Here is a 20,318-nt window from a genome sequence, read left to right on the forward strand (position 1 = left end):
CTCTTTACAAACGCTTAACCGGAAAACTTACCTATGTTAAATTATTTTCCTCGATAGACTTCTGCCTGTAATTCCAATTCAACATTGCCTTTAATAGCCCTTGAAATCATGCATGACTGCTCTGCCTTTTCAACTAATCTCTTTATTTTTGTTAATTCTTCATCTGAAGCTGTATGCTTTAATTCTACTGTCGGCCTATGGACTATTTTTTGATATGTAAAAACACCTTTAGTTACATCAACCATTCCTATTGATTCTAATGCCAAGGACTTTAATGGTAAGGCTGCCCGTTCAATCATGGCAGCTAAAGTGATAATGTAGCAGGTGGATGCTGCACCTAGTAACATTTCATCAGGGTTTGTGCCCACTCCTGGACCATCCATTTCAGGTGGTATTGATATTTTTGTTTTTAAGTTGCCTGCATCAATTGAACCAATACTGTTACGCCCTCCTGGCCAATCTGCTTTAAGATGAAAATGGTGTACAGCCATTCCAGTCATCCTTTCCAATGCTATTTTCATACTATCTTCTATATTTTAAGTTGAAGGAACGACATATTAAAAGTTATTTGCTCCGTTTTCATTTTGGACACGAAAAAGGACCGAGAACATCTTCTCGATCCTTTAGAGTTTAGTTTGATTACTATACTGCTTCGTTTTTATTTCTACCTGAAAGAAACCAACCTGCGACTGCTATTCCTACTAGGATGCCGTAAAAGATAAGCTTCCATGCTAAGGAATGCGCAAAATCATGTGGAAGAATATGAAGGTCTTCATGCGCTAGTACGCTGACTACAAGCTTGACCCCTACCCAACCAACAATCACAAATGCCGCAACTTCAAGACCTGGACGTTCATGAAGTAAGCGAACAAACACATTGGCTGCAAATCTCATAATAATAAGTCCAATCATACCACCAGCCAGGACAACAGCAAATTGACCCGTATCTAAGCTACCAACTGTGCCTATGCCTGTGGCAGGTAGTGCTACTGCTAGCGCTACTGCAGCAAGAATAGAATCAACCGCAAAAGCTAGGTCTGCTAACTCTACCTTAAGGACAGTCATCCAAAAACCACTGCCTTCCTTCTTTTCTTCCTCCTCTTCCTCTTTTTTCCTTCTGGCAGCGAATGTATCATATAAATGTTTTCCTGAAATGAATAGTAAGTATGCCGCACCAATTGCTTGTACCTGCCAAACATCAACGAGAAACGAAATGACAAATAGGGAAGCAAATCGTAGTACAAATGCCCCTGCCAAACCGTAAAATAATGCCTTTTTACGTTGTTCATCTGGCAAGTGTTTAACCATTATAGCTAATACAAGTGCATTATCAGCTGCTAAGATACCTTCCAGTCCTATTAACACTAGTAATACCCAACCATATTCTATCAAAAGTTGTGCATCCAATTTCCTCAACTCCTTTTCGCATAACCAAAATGGTCTCCACCATAGCGGTAAAGACCATGAAAAGAGACCTTTACCGCGTAATGGTAAAGGTCTCGCTAACAACGGTAAAGTTGCCAATTAAGCCGGAGAGGCAAACTCTCGTAATGACGACGTTAATTGTGCAGCTACTCCCCTTTAATCTATCGTTCATCATACTCGTATAACTTTTAAAAGTCAAACCTTATAATATAGGGAGCACCTTTGCCTAATCCAATCAGTTTATATTAGGTAGGCTACCCCGTTTTAAATTTCGATATACAAGCATTTCTATTGTCTGGGTTACACTCTAAAAATGGATAATCTTGTTTCAGAGTTTCCTCATTTACTCCACAATGACACTGATTCGGTGTTCCATTTCTTGTTTTAAATTTTCTAACATTGTCTTACTTTGTTTACGGTAATTGCTTGAAACCCCGTAGTAGCATTTAATCTTAGGCTCCGTTCCTGATGGACGTAAACATACCCAACTGTTATTTTCGAGCAAATATTTAACTACGTTTTCTACTGGGAGGTTTATCTCCTCCTTATTTCCTGACTCTAACAAGGTTCGTTCTTGGATCTGATAGTCTTCTATCTGTTCTACTTTGAGTCCACCAATTTCAGTGAATGGATTTTCTCTAACGTTGGTCATAATCTCACCAATTTTTTCTGCACCATCTTTTCCTTTTAATGTAATTGATGTCATATCTTCAAAAAAGTAGCCATGCTGCTCGTACAATTGATTGATGGCTTCTAGTAAGGTTTTTCCTTTGGCTTTCCAATAGCTAGCCATTTCACAGGCTATCATCGCTGCTTGAACAGCATCTTTATCTCTTACAAAATCTCCAATCAAGTAACCGTAGCTTTCTTCATATCCGAATAGGAAGTGTTCTTTGGTTGATTCAAATTGTTTGATTTTTTCTCCTATAAATTTGAATCCAGTTAGTGTATCAATTGTCTCAACGCCATAGTGAGCAGCAATTGCTCTCCCCATCTCCGTAGTAACAATTGTTTTTATTAAGCGGCCATTTGTTATTTGTTCAGGGGTGGAATGTGATAAAACAAAATCGAGCATTAATGTGCCTAGTTGGTTTCCAGTTAATACTTGGTAAGATCCATCCCCATCTTGAACAGCTACACCGAGTCTATCTGCATCAGGGTCAGCACCTATTAAAATGTCAGCATTGCGTTCTTTCCCTTGCTCTATAGCCATTGTAAAGGCTTGATGCTCTTCTGGATTAGGAGAAGCGACCGTAGAAAATTCCGGGTCCGGTTCCGCTTGCTCAGCAACTACATGAATATCGTTAAAACCTAACTGCTGTAATCCATTTAAAACCATATCATGAGATGTACCATGTAAAGGGGTGAAAACAATTTTAAGTGGATCTTTTTGTTTTATTTCCGCCAGATCTAACTTGGAGATTGTTTTTAACTGACGCAAATAGGCTTGATCAACTTTTTCTCCGACCCATGTCAATAAATCATCTTGTTCCACTTCCTGTTGTTCTTTAACCGGGACTGTAAGTTCATTTCCTACTTTTTGAACTTTAGCTATTACTTCTGCCGCTTCTTGTAATGGTAGCTGGCCACCATCCTCGTTATAGACTTTAAACCCATTATATTCTGGGGGGTTATGACTTGCTGTGATCATAATTCCTGCAGCTGCATGCAAATACCTCACTGCAAAGGATAAAACCGGAGTTGGTCTTAATGATTCAAATACATAAGTTTTTATTCCGTGCGCACCAAGTACCTTTGCAGTTTCTACAGCGAATTCTTTAGACATATATCTACAATCATAAGCAACAGCTACTCCCCTAGAATAGCAATCATTCACATTTGCTTCTAGGTAATTAGCTAAGCCCTCTACTGCCTTTCGAATCGTATAGATATTTAGCCTATTGGTTCCCGGACCGAGTATACCTCTCATCCCACCAGTACCAAATGTCAGTTCTTTGTAAAAAGCATCTTCTAGTTCTTTATCTGAATTAGCCATACCAACTAACTGTTGTTTCAAATCTTTATCTAAGCTTTGATAGTCATTCCATTTTTTATATGTAGCCTGCCAAGTCATTTACATTCCTCCTCGTTAATGTTGATTATAGTAAAATTTTAACATAACCGCTAACCCTTTTCTATTGAGAACGATGATTAATACAATTAAACAACCTATAGGCTGATTTTTAACTAGTAGGTTTATATTATTCTAGTAAAGGGCATCCTTATATTAATTATGCTATGCTAGTTTTATATCTTTTATTATAATAAATAATAGAGAATATTCTTATAAAAGGTTGTGTTTAGATGACGAAAGAAAAGTGGTTTAGAATACTTGTTGGTTTTATACTCGTATTTCTACTAATTTATCTAATTTCTTTAACAGATTTTATTTTCGCTCCGCTTGGTGCATATTTAGCTGCCATTGCTGTACCAATTATCGGTGCAGGGTTCATTTTTTATGTTACAAATCCAATTGTTAATTTCTTAGAAAAATACAAGGTACATAGAATTTTAGGAATCATTATTGTATTCTTACTAATTATCGCAGTTGGATTTTTCGTTGTGAACTTTATAGCACCGATTGTTCAGAAACAATTTACAAGATTAACTGATAATATTCCTGCTATGGTTACTGCCGTTCAAGATATAATTGATTATTGGCAAGAAAATCAAAATATTATCCCACCACAGTTAGAGAACTCGATTAATAATATCACAGATAATTTAGATACTTATGTGGAAGACATCACATCGTTCTTATTTAACTTTTTCGGGCAAATTTTTGGGGTTGTATTTTCCTTTTTCCTAATCCCGTTCTTTTTATTCTTTATGTTAAAGGATAGCGATAAATTAATCCCGTTCATCTCTAAGTTCTTAAGTAAACCAAAGGCAGCTAGTTTTAAACGCCTAATGAATGATATCAATAGTACATTGGCATCATTCATTCAAGGGCAGTTCATCGTCAGTCTCTGTATCGGTATTGTATTATACATTGGCTATGTAATAATTGGGTTAGATTATTCATTAACATTAGCGTTATTTGCTCTTGTCATGAACTTTATCCCGTTTGTCGGTCCAATTTTAGCCGCGGTTCCTGCAATTCTAGTAGCTTTTTTCCAGGATCCGATCATGGCTGTTTGGGTCTTGATTATAATGGTAGTGGCTCAGTTAATTGAAGGTAATCTAGTATCTCCTAATGTAATGGGTCGTGTTTTAAAGCTTCATCCGTTGACGATTATTACACTAATTCTCGCTGCTGGGGGTATTGCAGGCTTTCTTGGATTACTATTTATTATACCGGCCTATGCAGTAATCAAGACAATAGTTTCTCATTTTTATCACGAGTGGCAAAAGAAACAGCCAGATGATGAACAGGAAATTATTTAGACTATACTTCAGATATAGACAACTCTTGCAAGACGAGTTAAATACCACTATTTTAAAAGGCTAGCCCACTTTGTTGGGTTAGCCTTTTTTGACACAAAATCTATAGACTGCGGCGTAACTTTTCATTAATATTGTTTCTACACTTTTTCCATAATCGACTGCTATGGATTTGCGCTCCGGACAGTCGCTTTCCGCGGGCACGGCTTCAGCCTCCTCGTGGAAAACCGCCACTGCGGGGTCTTCAGACGCGTGCTGTTCCCGCAGGAGTCGACTGCCCTTCGCTTCAATCACCACAAGAGTAAATAGCTATTGTACGGGTTATTTAAGTTATCAACCAATATACTAGCGTAAAAATACATAAAGACAAAGACTCACAAAAGAATACAAACCTTCATCCAATCAATTATTTTAATCGAAAAGTAGTTTTATTTCATTATATAAACATTTCTTGGAGTTCAGATTACTTGAACAGAAAGCTACTCTAAGCTGTGGATAAACACTCCCTTTCGATTGGAGAAGTGTCCGTGAAACTTGGTGACTATGGATTTTATGTATCGATAATTAGAACACCCCTACTAGTGGAGGAAGAATACGTAGACTCCTATGGGAACAGCGCGTTCCGAAGACCCCGGAAAAAGCGCTCTTCCTTTTGAGGAGGCTGAGGTCGTGCCCATGGAAAGCGAAGTATTCTGCCGAAACGTTAGTATAGCACCGATTTGACTAGAGTGAAAGAGAGAAAATCAACTAACAGTTACGTCGCATTTTTCATCTAATTTGACTTGCTAATTGATTGAAAAACATACCACCATATTCAATAAAAAAATAAAAAGGACCCCGAGCAATTACGCTCGGAGTCCTTTTGTTAGTAATTATTATTCTGTTGCAGCGTCGATTTCTTCTTGAAGTTTATCAAGAATAGCGCCATCTACTTCTGAAACATCTGTACGATAGAAGTCACGTATTGGCATTGCAAGCTCTCTGAATGCAGCACGTTGATCTTCGGTTAGTTCGATGATTTCAGTTGGGTGTTCAGTATCATTTCTCATTTCTTCTAGGTATTCAGAGTTTTGTCTATCCTGCTCTTCATATACCCAGCTTTGCATTTCTTCTACTGTTTCATCAACAATTGTTTTCAGTTCATCTGAAAGACCGTTATACCATGTTGTGTTAGCAGTTGTCATAGCAACATAGTTGTTATGATTAGAAATCGTCATTGTTTCTTGTACCTCGTGGAATGCAGCATCATAGATGAAGAAAATTGGATTTTCTTGACCTTCTACTGTACCACGATCTAGACCTGTGTAAAGCTCACCCCAACTTAGTGATTGTGGGCTTGCACCATATGCTTCATAAGATTTGATCATTAGTGGTGATTCTTGGACTCTCATTTTAAGCCCTTCAAAGTCTGCAGGCTCTTCAAGTCCTACGTTACTTGTCCACTGCATCGCACCTTCAGTCCAGAATGCAAGTGGTGAAATATCATATTCTTCATATCTTGCTCTTAAATCTGTATTTAGTGCTTCACTTGTATTTAGGATTTCTTGTGTTGTTTCCACGCTATCCGGGAACAAGAAATGTAGAGCGAAAATTTGACCTTCTTTAACCATGTTACCAGTGAAACCTGGAGACATAACAGCAAGTTCTACTGCACCATCTTGTAATTGCTTCGTTTGGTCAACTTCACTACCTAGTCCACCAAACTCATATGGTTCTACAGTAATTGCTCCACCAGTTTTTTCACTTATACGATTTGCAAATTCTTCTGCATAAACGAACTGAACTTGACCTGTTGTTTCCTCTGTAACCATTCTCCATGTTGCTTCTTCAAAATCAGCTGTTGCACCATCAGTACCTTCTTCTGTGTCCGTTGCGCCGTCATCTGCTGCGCCATCGTCTGTTGCACCATCATCTCCACCACATGCTACTAATAGAAAACTAAGCATTACTATGGAGAATAAAGCGAATAGAAATTTTTTGTTAAAAATAATAATTACCCCCTATTTTTTTACTGTACTTATATATTAAGGATCCTTGATTTAACTAAGGATCTACTTAACTAACTAATTAATTAACTAACACTAAAGATAATTGAGGAAATGCTATTAACAATACACCAATAATAAGTAACATGATTATAAATGGTGGTGTACCTCGTATTACGTCCAGATAGGACTTGTTAAAGACCGCACTGGCGGTAAATATGTCAACTCCAAATGGCGGTGTCGCTGATCCTAATGCCGCTTGGAATGTAACAATTATTCCTAAATGAATTAAATCCACTCCTGCTGCACTTGCTGCAGGTACAAAAATTGGAGTTAAAATTAAAATTACTACAATAGGATCAACAAACATACATCCGATAAAGAAGAAAATACTTACCATAATCAGTACATAAATCGCACTTGGATCAGTTCCAAGCACTGCTTCTGTAATCTGTTGTGGAATTCTAGCGTAACCTAGAACCCATGTAAATACCTGGCCCCCAGCTACTAATACAAATACTGCGGAGGTTACAAGCCCAGTTGATAAAGCAATTTTTGGTAAATTTTTTATAGGAATAGATCGATAAATAATAAATTCTAATATAAAAGCATAAAGTACTGAAATCCCTGCTGCTTCCACTGGTGTAAATGTACCTGTGTATATCCCCCCAATAATAAGAATGGGGAAACCTAAAGGAAGTAGTGCTTTAAGAAAGAACTTTAGTCTTGCGTTCCAATCTACTTTTTCAGCTAGTGGAATGTTTTTGACTTTAGCATAAAAATAACTATATGTAGCAAAGCTTAAAAACACAATAATTCCGGGGATAATACCAGCAATAAATAAATCTCCAACCGATACTCCGGAACCTGCTGCCAACGCGTAGATAATCATTCCAATACTTGGTGGAACGAGTAAAGCTACGTCACTTGAATTAATAATTAATGCAATTGCACTCGAATCATTATAGCCTGCTTTTAGAAGCCGCTGACGCATTGGTTTACCAATAGCTACTACTGTCGCTTGTGTTGACCCTGAGATTGCACCAAACAAGGTACAAGCTGCTGAAGTTGTTACTGCATATCCACCACGCATGTGACCAACAAATGCTCCAATGAAATCTAACAATCTCTCGGATGTTTTCCCGGCCGTCATAATATCTGCAGCAAAAATAAACAATGGTACGCAAAGTAATACTGGTGATTCTATACCGGTTAATAACTGACTCATCAGTAAATCCGGTCCTAAATTCGGGAAATATATAAGTAATATTGCAACCGGAGCTACTATGAGTGGAATCATCATCGGAAAATTAAGTAACAGTAAAACAATCATTATTGCCATCAATGTTGTTAGCATAATTGTTTCCTTTCTATGTATGATATTGAGGGTTTCATCTAATAATCCAAGAATAACTAAGATATCTTAGAAATTAACACCCCTTACATTCTACTAGCCCCTCATTGTTCAATTTAAAAAAATGACTGAAGGTATTTAATATTTCAATTACAAGTGAATTTCATCGGCAATTTCACGCTTATCTTTGTCGTTATAATCTTCAGCATCAATCCCAATATATACTTTTTCTTTATCCGTAATGTTGATCCACATATTTCGAATGAACTGAATTCCCCCCATGAAAAAGCCAATTGGAATAAAGATAACCATTAAATATTGCGGGACCTGTAACGCCGTCGTAACAGCTCCATTTTGGTATTCTGAAATAACAAATACACCTGAGAAATAAGTTAGTACAAAAAGTACGATTGCTGTTAAGCCATTAATAACGATCATCATAATCTTTCTAATTTTAAACGACCCGAAATCATAGAATGCTGACATACTAATATGTCTTCCTTTTCTTGCAGCATAAGCAATTCCCATGAACGTAGCAATAACTACCGCAAATTTGCTTACCTCTAAATTAAAAGACAATATGCCAGAATTAAAAACTTCTCTTGCTATTACATTACCAACAGTCATGATTGAGATGAGGATAATTGCAAAACTTAGGATGAATTCTTCCAATTTCATGATTGTTTTGTCAATAAAGTTTAATATATTCAATGAATAGTTTCCTCCTTTTTTAGGATAAAAACTGGTCTAAATTGTTCGGATATGTATTATATTACAGATATATTTCAGTTAACTCAAACGGAGTATATACCCATTAAATGGATTTAGTCTCCAAATTTTTGAATTAACTGATAATGAGCGGCACTAAGTTATATATGGGCGCAAATGCTCTTTTTAATTACCATATGCTCAATTAATGCTTATGTTATGCTTGTATTTCACAGAATATACACTTTATTAAAGCGGTTTCATTCTTAATAGCAGACAAATGTTAGGTTATTTAATCAGTTCAAAATGGAAAACAGTCGAATCTCCTACTACTTGGTAGCCGATTTTTTTATAAATGTTATTTGATGTGGGATTGTCCAGGTCCGTGTAGAGTGCACAAAATTGGTGCCCGCTGTCTAACAACTTTTCTGACAGTTTAGCCACTGCTGCTGTAGCATACCCTTTTCTTTTGAATGTATCTGGCGTATATACTCCATTTATCGTTGTCCCGTTTCTTGTTGTTCTTGATTGATTAACCATAGATACCGAAACACCGTTAACCCTCCATAAATAAACAGAACCGTTATTAACAAATCGTTCCGCTAACTTATATGCATGTTCAGGGGGAATTACCTCATTAGCTTCTTCACCGAACAATACTAGCCAGTTTTTGATTAATTCCTTATCATCAGGTGATGCTTTGACTAGTTGACCTGATGGATAATTAATAGAATTCACATGATCTAATTGATAAATCAGTTGCCTCATATGAACAGCTGCTTTACTCTGAGAAAGGCTTTGCCACTTGGAAGTAAAGGCCTCCACATATTCGGTTGGTCCTAAAACACCAGGTAAAACTAGACCTTGTTTAAATAAATACTGGGCTATCTCTTCTATTATAGTAGAATCTATTGAATCTATATCTGCGAGTATCAGGTTATGAGGTGGGGTCTGCAAAAAGGAATAGATTAGCGTCCCTTCATTGTCCTTAATCAAACCTAAAAATGGTGTTGCCTCGTCGGCTTTCTCTTTTTTTTCGAGAAAACGATAAAGGATCCCTAATGAAAGGTTGTTACAGGCTTCTTTTTTTAATAGTAGTGGTTCGACAATTCTTGTGTATGTTTCTATGTTCTTCGTATTTGATATATACATATCCATTCTCCCTCGCAAAAAACATTATTAATATCTTAATGCCAACACCTTTTTTTGGCAATATTATTGAAAAATTGTTTATACTTTAGTAAATACTGCACCAAAGGAGTGAATGATTCAATGACAAAAATGGAAATACTACAAACAATTAACGAACTAAAATCCGACTATGTAAGAATCCAGTCCGATTTAGAAAAATTGGACTCGGTTGGTGGTAATACAACTAATGCTGAGAAACAATTAGAACACATAGAAAATGAGCTAGCTGAACTAAACAAACAATTAGATGAGATGTGAAGAACAAAAAACTCGAAGATTATTTTCTGATCTTCGAGTTTTTTGTTGCTATCTGTTTGTTTCATTTCGTTGTTGTTTCAATTTAGATTGGATCTTACCAAATTCCTTGCTCGGCGGGGTGAGACTTACTACTGTATCACCTTGTTCAGCCCTAGCCGTTATATCTTCAATAAAGAATTCAATCTTCTTACTCGCCTTGACAATAAACAGTAAGATAGCTTGGTCGTCCCTATCCTTAATATAATCATCATAGTTATACTGTTCAGTAATTGTTGTTTTTCGGAATACATAACCACCTTCAATTTTTTGAATGAGATCCTCTAATGCAACATTTTTAGCAAAAAGCACCCTTCCACCAATCGTATAGACCATCTCTTTCACATTGTCACCTGTTTCACTCTGTATCCCTAACCGAAACACATCTTTCCGACCGAATGCCGGGATGAAAGTCGTACACACTAATGCGTTATAAGAATCATATTCTGTTGCGGAAATTAAATAATCATAGGGTGTCATATCTAAATGGTACTCTGTTTGCTCAGACAAAATTTCGCCATGGTGAAAATTAACATCCGCACGCCTCGCAGTTGCTAGCCTTTCCCAGGAAGAGTCAGTAATAATAGTTGGTACCCTCAGCTCTTCAAAAAGTTTTGCTAGGTTCACAGAAAACTTATTACTACCAACAATTAGTACCCCCGGTTGTCCTTCTGAAGAAAGATCTAACTTTCTTGCTAACCAGCCAATCGAAAAGCCGTGGGCACAAACAGTGAAGAACACTAAAGCAAATGTTAGGGAAGTAACAATTCTAGCATCTTCGAAACCCTCTTCCCAGAGAACTGAAGCAAAATAACCTGCCACGGTTAAGGCCACGATTCCTCGCGGCGCAATCCAACCAACGAGCACTTTCTCTTTCAAAGTTAAATCCGTTCCTATCGTTGAAACAAAAATAGATAATGGTCGTACGATAAATAACATTAACAATACGTACCCGATTATTTGAAAATTCAAAATATCCAGCAATGTATCTCTTGTAAGTGAAGCTGTTAGCATAATAAAAATAGTCGATATTAGCAAAATCGATATATTCTCTTTAAAATGACGCATGTCCTTAATTGAAGAAATACCCATATTAGCTAATGTAATCCCCATCGCTGTTACTGCAAGCAACCCTGTTTCATGCCTTATTTCATCTGAAATAGTGAAACAAGCGATAACCGCAGCAAATACTGCCGGTGACTTTAAAAACTCTGGAATATATCCAGCTTCAAACATCCAGCCCGTTCCTTTTCCGAATATCAAACCTAATAATATAGCAAAAATTGACGCTAAAAAGAATAATAGAAACGCAGTACCATCTGGTTGTTCACTTGTGAAAAATAAAATAGTTTCAAAAGCAAAAACCGCAAGTAGAGCACCAAAAGGATCTACAATGACCCCTTCCCACTTCAATATTTTTGCTGGTCTGGGTTTTAACTTTGATTGTCTTAATAAAGGGAGTATAACTGTTGGACCAGTAACTATGAAAATTGCTCCGATCACATAGGCAACAGCCCAGGACAGTCCTGCCACATAGTGTGCAGCGAATGATCCTAGTAGCCAGCTAATAAGTGCCCCGAATGTTACAATTCTGAAAACTGGACGTCCTAGTCCTCGGACCTCTTTGAAATCCAAGCTCAAGCTTCCTTCAAATAAAATGATCGCAACAGCCACGGAAATAATTGGTCGATATAAATCACCAAAATCTTGCTCAGGATTAATTAATCCAAAAATTGGGCCCGCAAGTAGTCCTGCTATAGACATAACTACGATAGCTGGTAAACGAAAACGCCAGGATAGCCACTGCGACCCTATTCCAAGTATTCCGATTATCATAAATTCTAATAATACCGAATCAACCATGACTTCCCTCCTTTTTTACTATTAATAAAACAACTTGCTTCTATTATTTAAATGGTTGTGAATTAATAAGAAAAAACACGAAATATATAAAGAATATAGTATAGGGACTCTCACCAGAAGTAAAACAGTTTGTTTGGTTTTCTCCGTTAATTGACAAATTAGGACGGGGTTGTTAGTATATCTTTGCTTTTGAAATTACTTAACACAAAAATAGAACCCCATTAAAGGAGTCATCATGAATAAACATACGTTATTAATTGGTTTTACACTATTTGCATTATTTTTCGGAGCTGGCAATTTGATTTATCCTCCAACACTTGGAATAGAGGCTGGCACATCTTATTGGATAGCCTTATCTGGATTTATTCTAACTGGTGTCGGCCTTCCGATTATAGCAGTGGCTGCCATTGCTCTTGTTAGTAACCATACAACTGAATTAGGCACCCAAGTACATCCAATATTCGCAATTATCTTTTCTTCTATTATCTACTTAGCAATTGGGCCCTTTTTCGGCATCCCACGCGCTGCCAATGTTGCCTATGAAATGAGTATAACTCCTTTGGTTACCGGGACATTAAATCACTCTTTGATGCTATTTTTATTTACTTTTATCTTTTTTGTTATTGTGTATTGGTTAAGTTTAAACCCATCTAAGCTTATCGATCGGATTGGACAGTGGCTGACTCCGGCATTAGTTATTGCTATCGCTGCCCTTAGCATTGGGAGTCTGATTGTTTTAGATTCTCCTGAACAAGCACCAGCCGAAAAATACCAAGACAGTCCATTCTTTACCGGCTTCCTAGAAGGTTACTTAACTATGGATGCAATTGCTGCTCTAGCGTTTGGTATTATTGTGATTACTGCCTTCAAGGAAGTTGGTATTACAAATAAAAAAGACATGGTTTCCTTTACTATTAAAGCTGGATTGATTGCAGGTTTGGCATTAGCACTTGTTTATGGATCGATTGGATTAATTGGAGTGAAAATGGCAGCTTATGGAACATTTGAAAATGGCGGGCAAATTCTTTCCAGTGCTGCAGAACTTACTTTTGGATACTACGGCAATATTCTATTAGGAGTAATTGTTGCCTTAGCTTGTTTGACCACTTCGATTGGACTAACCGTAGCATGTGGACAATTTTTCACAAAAACTACCTCTATCAGTTACAAAATGGTTGTTACCATCGTCACAGTTGTTAGTTTACTAATAGCTAACCTTGGTCTAAACCAAATAATTGCCATCTCTGTTCCGGTATTAATAGCTATTTATCCCATTGCTATTGTTTTGGTTGTCTTAACGCTTATGAGTAAATGGATTGAAAATTATAAACGTATATATCGCTTCGCCGTTCTATTCACTGCGGTCATTAGTATTAGTGACGGACTTAACTCCTTTGGACTTAGTATCCCTGGTATCCAGCAAGTAATGGAGAGCCTTCCACTTTATAGCATTGGTCTTGCCTGGCTTATTCCGTCCATTTTAGGCGGAGCGCTAGGATGGGTCCTAGACAAGGATTAAAATATTTAAGGAAACAGAGAATCCATTCACCGATTTTATCTATTCCGTGTTACGATTCATATAGGCCTACTGTTTTAAACAGTAGGCCCTTTCATTAGATTAGGTTAAAGGATGAACATTGATGATAAAAAAAGCAGAAAAATTTCTTAAAGAATACTACGGCTTTGATACTTTTAGACCAGGTCAACAAGCCGTAATTGAACAACTTTTAGATAATAATAATACTTTGGCCATTATGCCAACCGGTGGAGGAAAGTCACTCTGTTACCAAATCCCCGGTCTAACCCTTGCAGGGACAGCTGTGGTTGTCTCCCCATTAATCTCCCTGATGAAGGATCAAGTTGATGCCCTTCAAGCATTAGGTATCTCGGCAACTTATATTAATAGCTCGTTGCAAGCAGATGAACAGCAATCACGAATGAATGAACTTCGTAATGGAGTTTATGATTTTGTTTATGTTGCTCCGGAACGATTTGAAGCTCCTTCTTTTATAGAAACAATCAAAACGATCCCACTATCGTTGATTGCATTTGATGAAGCTCATTGTATTTCTCAATGGGGACATGATTTTCGACCAAGTTATCGTTCAGTAGTGCCTGCGTTACAAAAAATCCCTAACCTACCCGTAGTTGTAGCGCTAACAGCAACTGCAACTGATGAGGTTATTCAGGATATTCAAAGGTTAATTCAAGTCGAGGATAATCACGTCATTAACACTGGTTTTGCTAGAGAGAACTTAGCTTTCCACGTCATTAAGGGACGCGATAAGAAGGAATTTGTCCTTGATTACATAAATGATAGAAAAAAAGAATCAGGGATCATTTATGCCTCAACACGAAAACAGGTCGATATGCTATATAGCTATCTTTCTAGCAAAGATCTATCAGTTGCTAAGTATCATGCTGGATTATCTGAACAAGTTCGGAAAGATAGCCAGAACGCCTTCACCCAAGAGGAAAATAACATAATGATTGCGACCAATGCTTTTGGAATGGGGATTGATAAATCTAACGTTCGCTATGTTATTCACTATGCACTACCGATGAACATCGAATCCTATTATCAAGAGGCTGGTCGTGCTGGTCGTGACGGGGAGCAAAGTGATTGTATTTTACTTTTTTCCGGACAAGATATCCAGCTTCAAAAATTTCTAATTGAGCAATCACTAATGGAAGAAGATAAAAAGACAAAGGAATATAAGAAACTACAGGCAATGGTTAACTATTGCCATACACACAATTGTCTTCAGAATTATGTTCTGCATTATTTTAATGATTACTCGATGAAAAATGATTGTAATAATTGCGGAAACTGTCTTCACGATGATGAGCGCGAGGAAATGACAAGAGAAGCGCAAATGGTTTTATCCTGCGTTAAGCGAATGAATCAGCGGTTTGGTGCCGGTCTTACTGCAAAAGTGTTAAAGGGTTCTAAGGATAAGAAGGTAATCGAATTTGGGTTTAATAAACTTACCACGTATGGATTGATGTCGCATTATACAGAAAAAGAGATTACTAATTTTATTCACTTCCTAGTTGCAGAAGCTATATTATCGTCTGGCGAAGAACGGTTTCCTATCTTAAAGCTGACAAAAGAGGCAGAGGCTGTATTAAAAGGGCAGAAACAAATCTGGATGTTTACTGGCTCTGTTAAACGATCAGTGGAAACTGATTATAAAGAAGAGTTATTTGAAGAACTACGTCAGCTTCGCAAACAAATTGCAGACCAAGAAAAGGTTCCTCCTTATGTATTATTCTCGGATGCGACATTGAAGGAAATGAGCCGATACTTTCCGAAAACGAAAGAGGATATGCTCCAAATCAAAGGCGTAGGACTGAAAAAATATGATCAGTACGGAGAAGTATTTATTGACGCGATCAGTGAATGGACGAGCCAGAACAGTACTGAGATAGCTACCCAAAAGGCTTCGGTTGAACAACCGCCGACTATGAGTAAGAAAGACGCGGGTGACGGACGACCAAGTCATTTAATTAGCTACCAACTGTTTATTGATGGAGAAAGCATTGATAATATTGCTATCTCTAGAAATGTGACCGCACAGACAGTCACTAATCACTTGTTCAAAGCATTTAAAGAAGGCGAAGAGCTTGACTGGAGTTTATTCTTTAATGAGATACAGGAAAGTGAAATTTTAGAGGCAAGAGAACAGCTAGAAGAACCAAAATTAAAGCCGCTTAAGGATGCTTTGTCCGATGACATCGATTATGTAACAATACGCGCGGTTTTAGTTAAAAATGGATTCATGTGATTTAAGTGCACGGACTGAAGTAAGCTTCTTCGGTGCTGAATTACGGGAGTTTCAGGTGAATTCTCGTAATTTTTGTTACTTTTAAATTTTCGCAGTTGATATAAAATGCGACGTAGCCTAACTACTAGTTGATTTGCGCTCCGGGTAGTCGCTTTCCGCGGGCAACGCTTCAACTTCCTCGGAAGAAAACCACTTCCTTGAAAAAGGAAAACACTTTTTCTGCGTGCGGTGTTGATTCAGGAAGTTAATTCAAGTCCTGTGGGATTTTCAGCCGTCGCTTTTCCCGCTGGAGTCGACTGCTCTGCGCTTCAATCATCATCTTATTTGAAATAATAAAGAAATGGAGATAGATAAGCTCAAAACTAGTGTAGTTTAGTACCCAAGCTTTTAAATAACTATGTTTTGAAGATCGGGAAACTCTCTTAACATACAACTAATTATTTTTCCCTCAATATTCAGAACGCCACTACCAGTGAAAGGCAGAATACGTAGACTCCTCGAAAATACAGTTCGATTTTCTTCGTGCGATGTATTGCTATGAAGCACTCCTTGTCCTATGGGAACAGCGCGTGTCCGAAGACCCCGCAAGAAGCGTTCTTGGCTTCTGAGGAGGCTAAGGCCGTGCCCATGGAAAGCGAAGTATTCTGCCGGAACGGCATAGGAGCATTCAACTTTAATTAGTATCACAAATAGAAGATACTACGACGCAGTTTATAGATATTATGTCAAAAACACAATCTTTTAGAAACAGTATATAGAAGAGTTGCAGAGAGAATTTATTTCTAAAGCCACAACTCAAATATCATAGCAAAACAAAAGCTCATTGTGCGGTTAATGCACAATGAGCTTCATTATTCTTCTCCAAGTATTTCCTTATCTTTATGTCGTCTTTGGCACTCTTTGCAAAGAGTCATTTTTTGTTCTTGTGGAGTAGTCAACAATTTCCCACAATTACTACACTTACCAAAGTCATTTGGATTCGTTTGAAAACTCAACAGTTCTTCCTCTGGATTAGTCATGAGTATCTCTCCTTTTAGACTTATTGTCTACTTAATAAAGAAGATTCCCGCTCAGAACAATCATAAACATATAAGCTTATGAATTAAAGTCTAATGCCCAGCTGCCCTTACGAAATACTGCTTCTGTTTTTCCATCAGGAGTAACTCCATCAATATCAAGTTCAGCCGAACCGATCATGAAGTCCACATGTGTCAGACTATCATTAACACCATGCTTATCCAGTTCCTCTTCACTCATATCCGAACCACCCTCGATGTTGGTTGGATAAGCTTTCCCTAAAGCTATGTGACAAGAAGCGTTCTCATCAAATAGAGTATTGTAGAAGATTAGCCCAGATTGTGAGATTGGTGATTCGTGTGGAACAAGAGCTAATTCACCTAAACGCTTAGCACCCTCATCAGTATCTAACAAATGCTTCAGTGTATCATGGCCTTGTTCAGCATTATAATCAACTACTTTTCCGTCTTTAAAGGTTAAGCTGAAATTATCAATTACATTTCCACCATAGTTAAGCGGCTTAGTGCTAGTCACTGTACCATTAACTCCGTATTTATGTGGCATAGTGAATACTTCTTCCGTCGGCATATTTGGGTTAAAATCGAATCCTGATACTGTCTTAGCAGAACCGCCCTTCCAAACGTGACCAGCCGGTAATTCAAACTCGATATCTGTCCCTGGTGCTTTAAAAATCAGTTTTTTGAATTCTCTTTTGTTTAAAAATTCTCGAGCTTTTCTCAGTGTTGCGTTATGTTCATCCCACGCAGCAACTGGATCATCTTTATCGACACGTACAATTCTAAAGATTTGCTCCCATAAGCTTTCCTTTGCATCCTCAGTTGACTTGTCAGGGAATATCTTTTTAGCCCAGTCTCCTGTAGGAATTGAAATGATTGACCATGGAATACGATCATTCATCGTATAATTTCTGAACTCTTTCATGGCCTCTGCCCCAGCTTTTGACGCTTTGGCAACCCGGCCAGCATCGATATCCTTCAACAAATCTGGATTAGTTGAACGAATCGAAAGCAACGCTGCACCATCTTCTGCAAATGAAAGATACTGATCTACATGCCACTGTGGAATAGTTGTTAAAACTTCATCAGGAGCATTTTCATACTTTAATAAAGTAAGTTCATCATCAGCCCAGTTTACATGTACATTTTTTGCACCGAGCTCATAAGCTTTTTTTACAACAATTCTTGTAAAGTCAGCACCCTCAATCGATGAATTGACTACTAAAGCCTGACCTTTTTGCAAATTTACACCTGTTCGTAACGCTAATTCTGCGTATTTCTCTTGCATTTTTTGATCTGCCATTGACATTCCCTCCAGCTTCTTTCTATTTTTCACCATTTCCTATTATTTCATAAATTGGAAGCTTCACAAAATTATTAACATCTAATTAGTTCTTCTCGTTTTCAATTTCCTCTACAATGGCAGATAATTCTGTCCAGCGATCCATTGCCTGCTCTAGCTCAGTCTCAATTTCTTCCTGTGATTGATAGAGTTGTTGTACCTTCCCTAAGTCACTTCCCGCTTTACCAATCTCGGCCTCAATAGTCTCAAGTTTCTCTTCTAGTTCTGTAATTCGATCCTCGATTCCGTCCCATTCCTGTTGCTCCCTGTAAGAGAGTTTTTGTTTTTTATTATTACGTGGTTTGGTCTGTTCCTTTTTTGCCTTATTATCGTTAACTGCTTGCTCCGATTTGTGTTGCTCAAGATATTCCGAGTAATTACCATAAAACTGGCTTGTTTTTCCCGGTTGTTCAAATGCCACTAATCGGTCCACTACACGATCTAGAAAATAGCGGTCGTGTGAGACCGTAATAACAACTCCCGGGAACTGATCTAAGTAATCCTCGAGAACACTTAATGTTTGGGTGTCCAAGTCATTGGTTGGTTCATCGAGAAACAGTACATTTGGCTCCTCCATCAATACTCGAAGCAAATATAAGCGACGTCTTTCACCACCGGATAATTTTCTGATATAGGTCCATTGCTGTGATCTTGAGAACAGAAATCGTTCTAGCATTTGTTCGGCTGTAATTACTCCCCCATCAGCTGTATGGACAACCTCTGCTACATCGCGAATATATTCGATAATGCGGATAGATTCATCTAGCTCGGAGTGATCCTGCGTATAGTAGCCAATCTTAACTGTTGTTCCGATATCAACTGTTCCAGAATCCGGGGTTTCTCTTTGAGCCATAATATTTAGTAATGTTGTTTTGCCTGTTCCATTGGCTCCAATAATACCGATTCTATCGCCGGGATTGACCAAAAGACTGAAATCCTCTAATAGATTAATATCTCCGAAGGATTTACTAACATGCTCTAATTCAAGAACTTTCTTACCAAGCCGAGTTGATCCGACTTGAAAATCAAGATTTTGCTTAGTCGTATCGTAGGTAACTTCTTTTAATTGTTCGGCCCGTTGTATTCTTGCTTTTTGTTTTGTAGTCCTTGCTTTAGCACCTCGACGTAACCACTCGATTTCTTTTTTTAATGTGTTTTTATGTTTTTGCTCATCCTGAAGCTCTAGTTCTTCGCGTTCAGCTTTTTTTTCTAGGAAAATTTGGTAATTTCCTTCATATATATAAAGCTTCCCTTTATCTAATTCATAAATACGGTTGGTAATTCGATTTAAAAAATAACGATCGTGCGTAACTAAAATCAGCGCTCCTTGATACTGAGGTAAATAGCCTTCTAACCACTCAATCGTTTCATTGTCAAGATGGTTGGTAGGTTCATCAAGAATGAGTAAATCCGCTGGTTGGATCAATGACTTGGCAATCGCGACACGTTTTTTCTGACCACCTGATAAAAACTTTGTTTTCTTACCGAAATCAGTAACACCAAGCCTAGTTAGAATTGTTTTAGCTGTAGTATTCGCATCCCAAGCTCCGTGTTCATCCATCTCTTGCTGTACCTGAAGTAATTTGCGTTGTAAACTTGAATTTTGCGGATCATTTTCTAACTCAATTAATGTTTGTTCATAATTCCGCATTACTTTCATAATCGTTGAATCCCCATAATAGATTTGCTCTAATACAGTCAATTCTAAGTTTAGTTCTGGATCCTGGTTTAAGTATTCTACACGAAAATCATTGGCGTGTTTGATTGTTCCAGATTCCTTTGAATCAAGACCCGCAATAACCTTTAGCAGTGTTGACTTCCCTGTTCCATTTACACCAATTAAACCAATTCTTTCTCTTGAAGTGATCGAAAAGGAAATTTCATCGAATAATACTTTTTCTCCATAAGATTTATATAATTTTTCAACCGATAACATACTCATTATTTTCC

The 20,318-nt window shown here is 37.6% G+C and carries 15 protein-coding genes; 4 read left to right on the forward strand and 11 right to left on the reverse strand.

Going from position 1 to position 20,318, the window contains the following annotated elements; genetic code table 11:
• Positions 1-41 precede the first annotated feature (41 nt).
• The 3 genes from GH741_RS15405 to GH741_RS15415 all read right to left on the reverse strand — a co-directional run bounded on the left by GH741_RS15405 (position 42) and on the right by GH741_RS15415 (position 3,499).
• Entirely contained in the window at positions 42-491 is a 450-nt protein-coding gene (locus tag GH741_RS15405) for an OsmC family protein (RefSeq protein WP_153737704.1), read from the reverse strand.
• Positions 492-642: 151 nt separating this feature from the next.
• Complete coding sequence (locus tag GH741_RS15410; RefSeq protein ID WP_153737637.1) at positions 643-1,407, reverse strand: TerC family protein; 765 nt, start codon at positions 1,405-1,407, stop codon at positions 643-645.
• A gap of 361 nt (positions 1,408-1,768) precedes the next feature.
• Positions 1,769-3,499, reverse strand: a complete 1,731-nt coding sequence (locus GH741_RS15415; RefSeq protein ID WP_153737638.1) for a phospho-sugar mutase — start codon at positions 3,497-3,499, stop codon at positions 1,769-1,771.
• A 230-nt stretch (positions 3,500-3,729) separates the two neighbouring features.
• Between GH741_RS15415 and GH741_RS15420 the strand changes: the two genes are divergently transcribed.
• The gene (locus tag GH741_RS15420; RefSeq protein WP_153737639.1) at positions 3,730-4,812 is read left to right on the forward strand and encodes an AI-2E family transporter; all 1,083 of its coding nucleotides are present in this window, start codon (positions 3,730-3,732) and stop codon (positions 4,810-4,812) included.
• 872 nt (positions 4,813-5,684) lie between these two features.
• On the opposite strand, the gene GH741_RS15425 is transcribed toward GH741_RS15420, so the two are convergent.
• From GH741_RS15425 to GH741_RS15440, 4 genes are all read right to left on the reverse strand, one after another.
• Positions 5,685-6,755, reverse strand: a complete 1,071-nt coding sequence (locus GH741_RS15425) for a DctP family TRAP transporter solute-binding subunit (RefSeq protein ID WP_153737640.1) — start codon at positions 6,753-6,755, stop codon at positions 5,685-5,687.
• 121 nt (positions 6,756-6,876) lie between these two features.
• Positions 6,877-8,151, reverse strand: coding sequence for a TRAP transporter large permease (locus GH741_RS15430; protein ID WP_153737641.1), 1,275 nt, complete (start codon positions 8,149-8,151; stop codon positions 6,877-6,879).
• A gap of 147 nt (positions 8,152-8,298) precedes the next feature.
• The gene (locus tag GH741_RS15435; protein ID WP_153737642.1) at positions 8,299-8,859 is read right to left on the reverse strand and encodes a TRAP transporter small permease; all 561 of its coding nucleotides are present in this window, start codon (positions 8,857-8,859) and stop codon (positions 8,299-8,301) included.
• 285 nt (positions 8,860-9,144) lie between these two features.
• Entirely contained in the window at positions 9,145-10,008 is an 864-nt protein-coding gene (locus GH741_RS15440) for a GNAT family N-acetyltransferase (protein ID WP_170287641.1), read from the reverse strand.
• A gap of 120 nt (positions 10,009-10,128) precedes the next feature.
• Here GH741_RS15440 and GH741_RS21640 point away from each other — a divergent pair, with 120 nt between their 5' ends.
• Positions 10,129-10,305 carry an SE1832 family protein gene (locus GH741_RS21640; RefSeq protein ID WP_170287642.1) on the forward strand — a complete coding sequence of 59 codons (177 nt, stop codon included), beginning with the start codon at positions 10,129-10,131 and terminating at the stop codon, positions 10,303-10,305.
• Between the two features lie 48 nt (positions 10,306-10,353).
• Here GH741_RS21640 and GH741_RS15445 read toward each other — a convergent pair whose 3' ends face one another.
• The gene (locus GH741_RS15445; RefSeq protein ID WP_153737644.1) at positions 10,354-12,204 is read right to left on the reverse strand and encodes a cation:proton antiporter; all 1,851 of its coding nucleotides are present in this window, start codon (positions 12,202-12,204) and stop codon (positions 10,354-10,356) included.
• Positions 12,205-12,439: 235 nt separating this feature from the next.
• Between GH741_RS15445 and brnQ the strand changes: the two genes are divergently transcribed.
• A complete protein-coding gene (gene brnQ, locus GH741_RS15450) occupies positions 12,440-13,723 on the forward strand; it encodes a branched-chain amino acid transport system II carrier protein (protein WP_153737645.1) in 1,284 nt (427 codons plus the stop codon).
• A gap of 121 nt (positions 13,724-13,844) precedes the next feature.
• A complete protein-coding gene (gene recQ / locus GH741_RS15455; protein ID WP_153737646.1) occupies positions 13,845-15,992 on the forward strand; it encodes a DNA helicase RecQ in 2,148 nt (715 codons plus the stop codon).
• Between the two features lie 851 nt (positions 15,993-16,843).
• Here recQ and GH741_RS21645 read toward each other — a convergent pair.
• The 3 genes from GH741_RS21645 to GH741_RS15465 form a co-directional block, all read right to left on the reverse strand.
• A complete protein-coding gene (locus GH741_RS21645) occupies positions 16,844-17,011 on the reverse strand; it encodes a hypothetical protein (protein ID WP_170287643.1) in 168 nt (55 codons plus the stop codon).
• 76 nt (positions 17,012-17,087) lie between these two features.
• Positions 17,088-18,329 (reverse strand): aminopeptidase, encoded by a 1,242-nt coding sequence (locus GH741_RS15460; RefSeq protein ID WP_153737647.1) that lies wholly within the window; start codon positions 18,327-18,329, stop codon positions 17,088-17,090.
• 85 nt (positions 18,330-18,414) lie between these two features.
• Entirely contained in the window at positions 18,415-20,304 is a 1,890-nt protein-coding gene (locus tag GH741_RS15465; RefSeq protein WP_153737705.1) for an ABC-F family ATP-binding cassette domain-containing protein, read from the reverse strand.
• Positions 20,305-20,318 lie beyond the last annotated feature (14 nt).

The sequence above is a fragment of the Aquibacillus halophilus genome (genome assembly GCF_009649745.1).
Classification (GTDB): Bacteria; Bacillota; Bacilli; order Bacillales; family Amphibacillaceae; genus Aquibacillus; species Aquibacillus halophilus.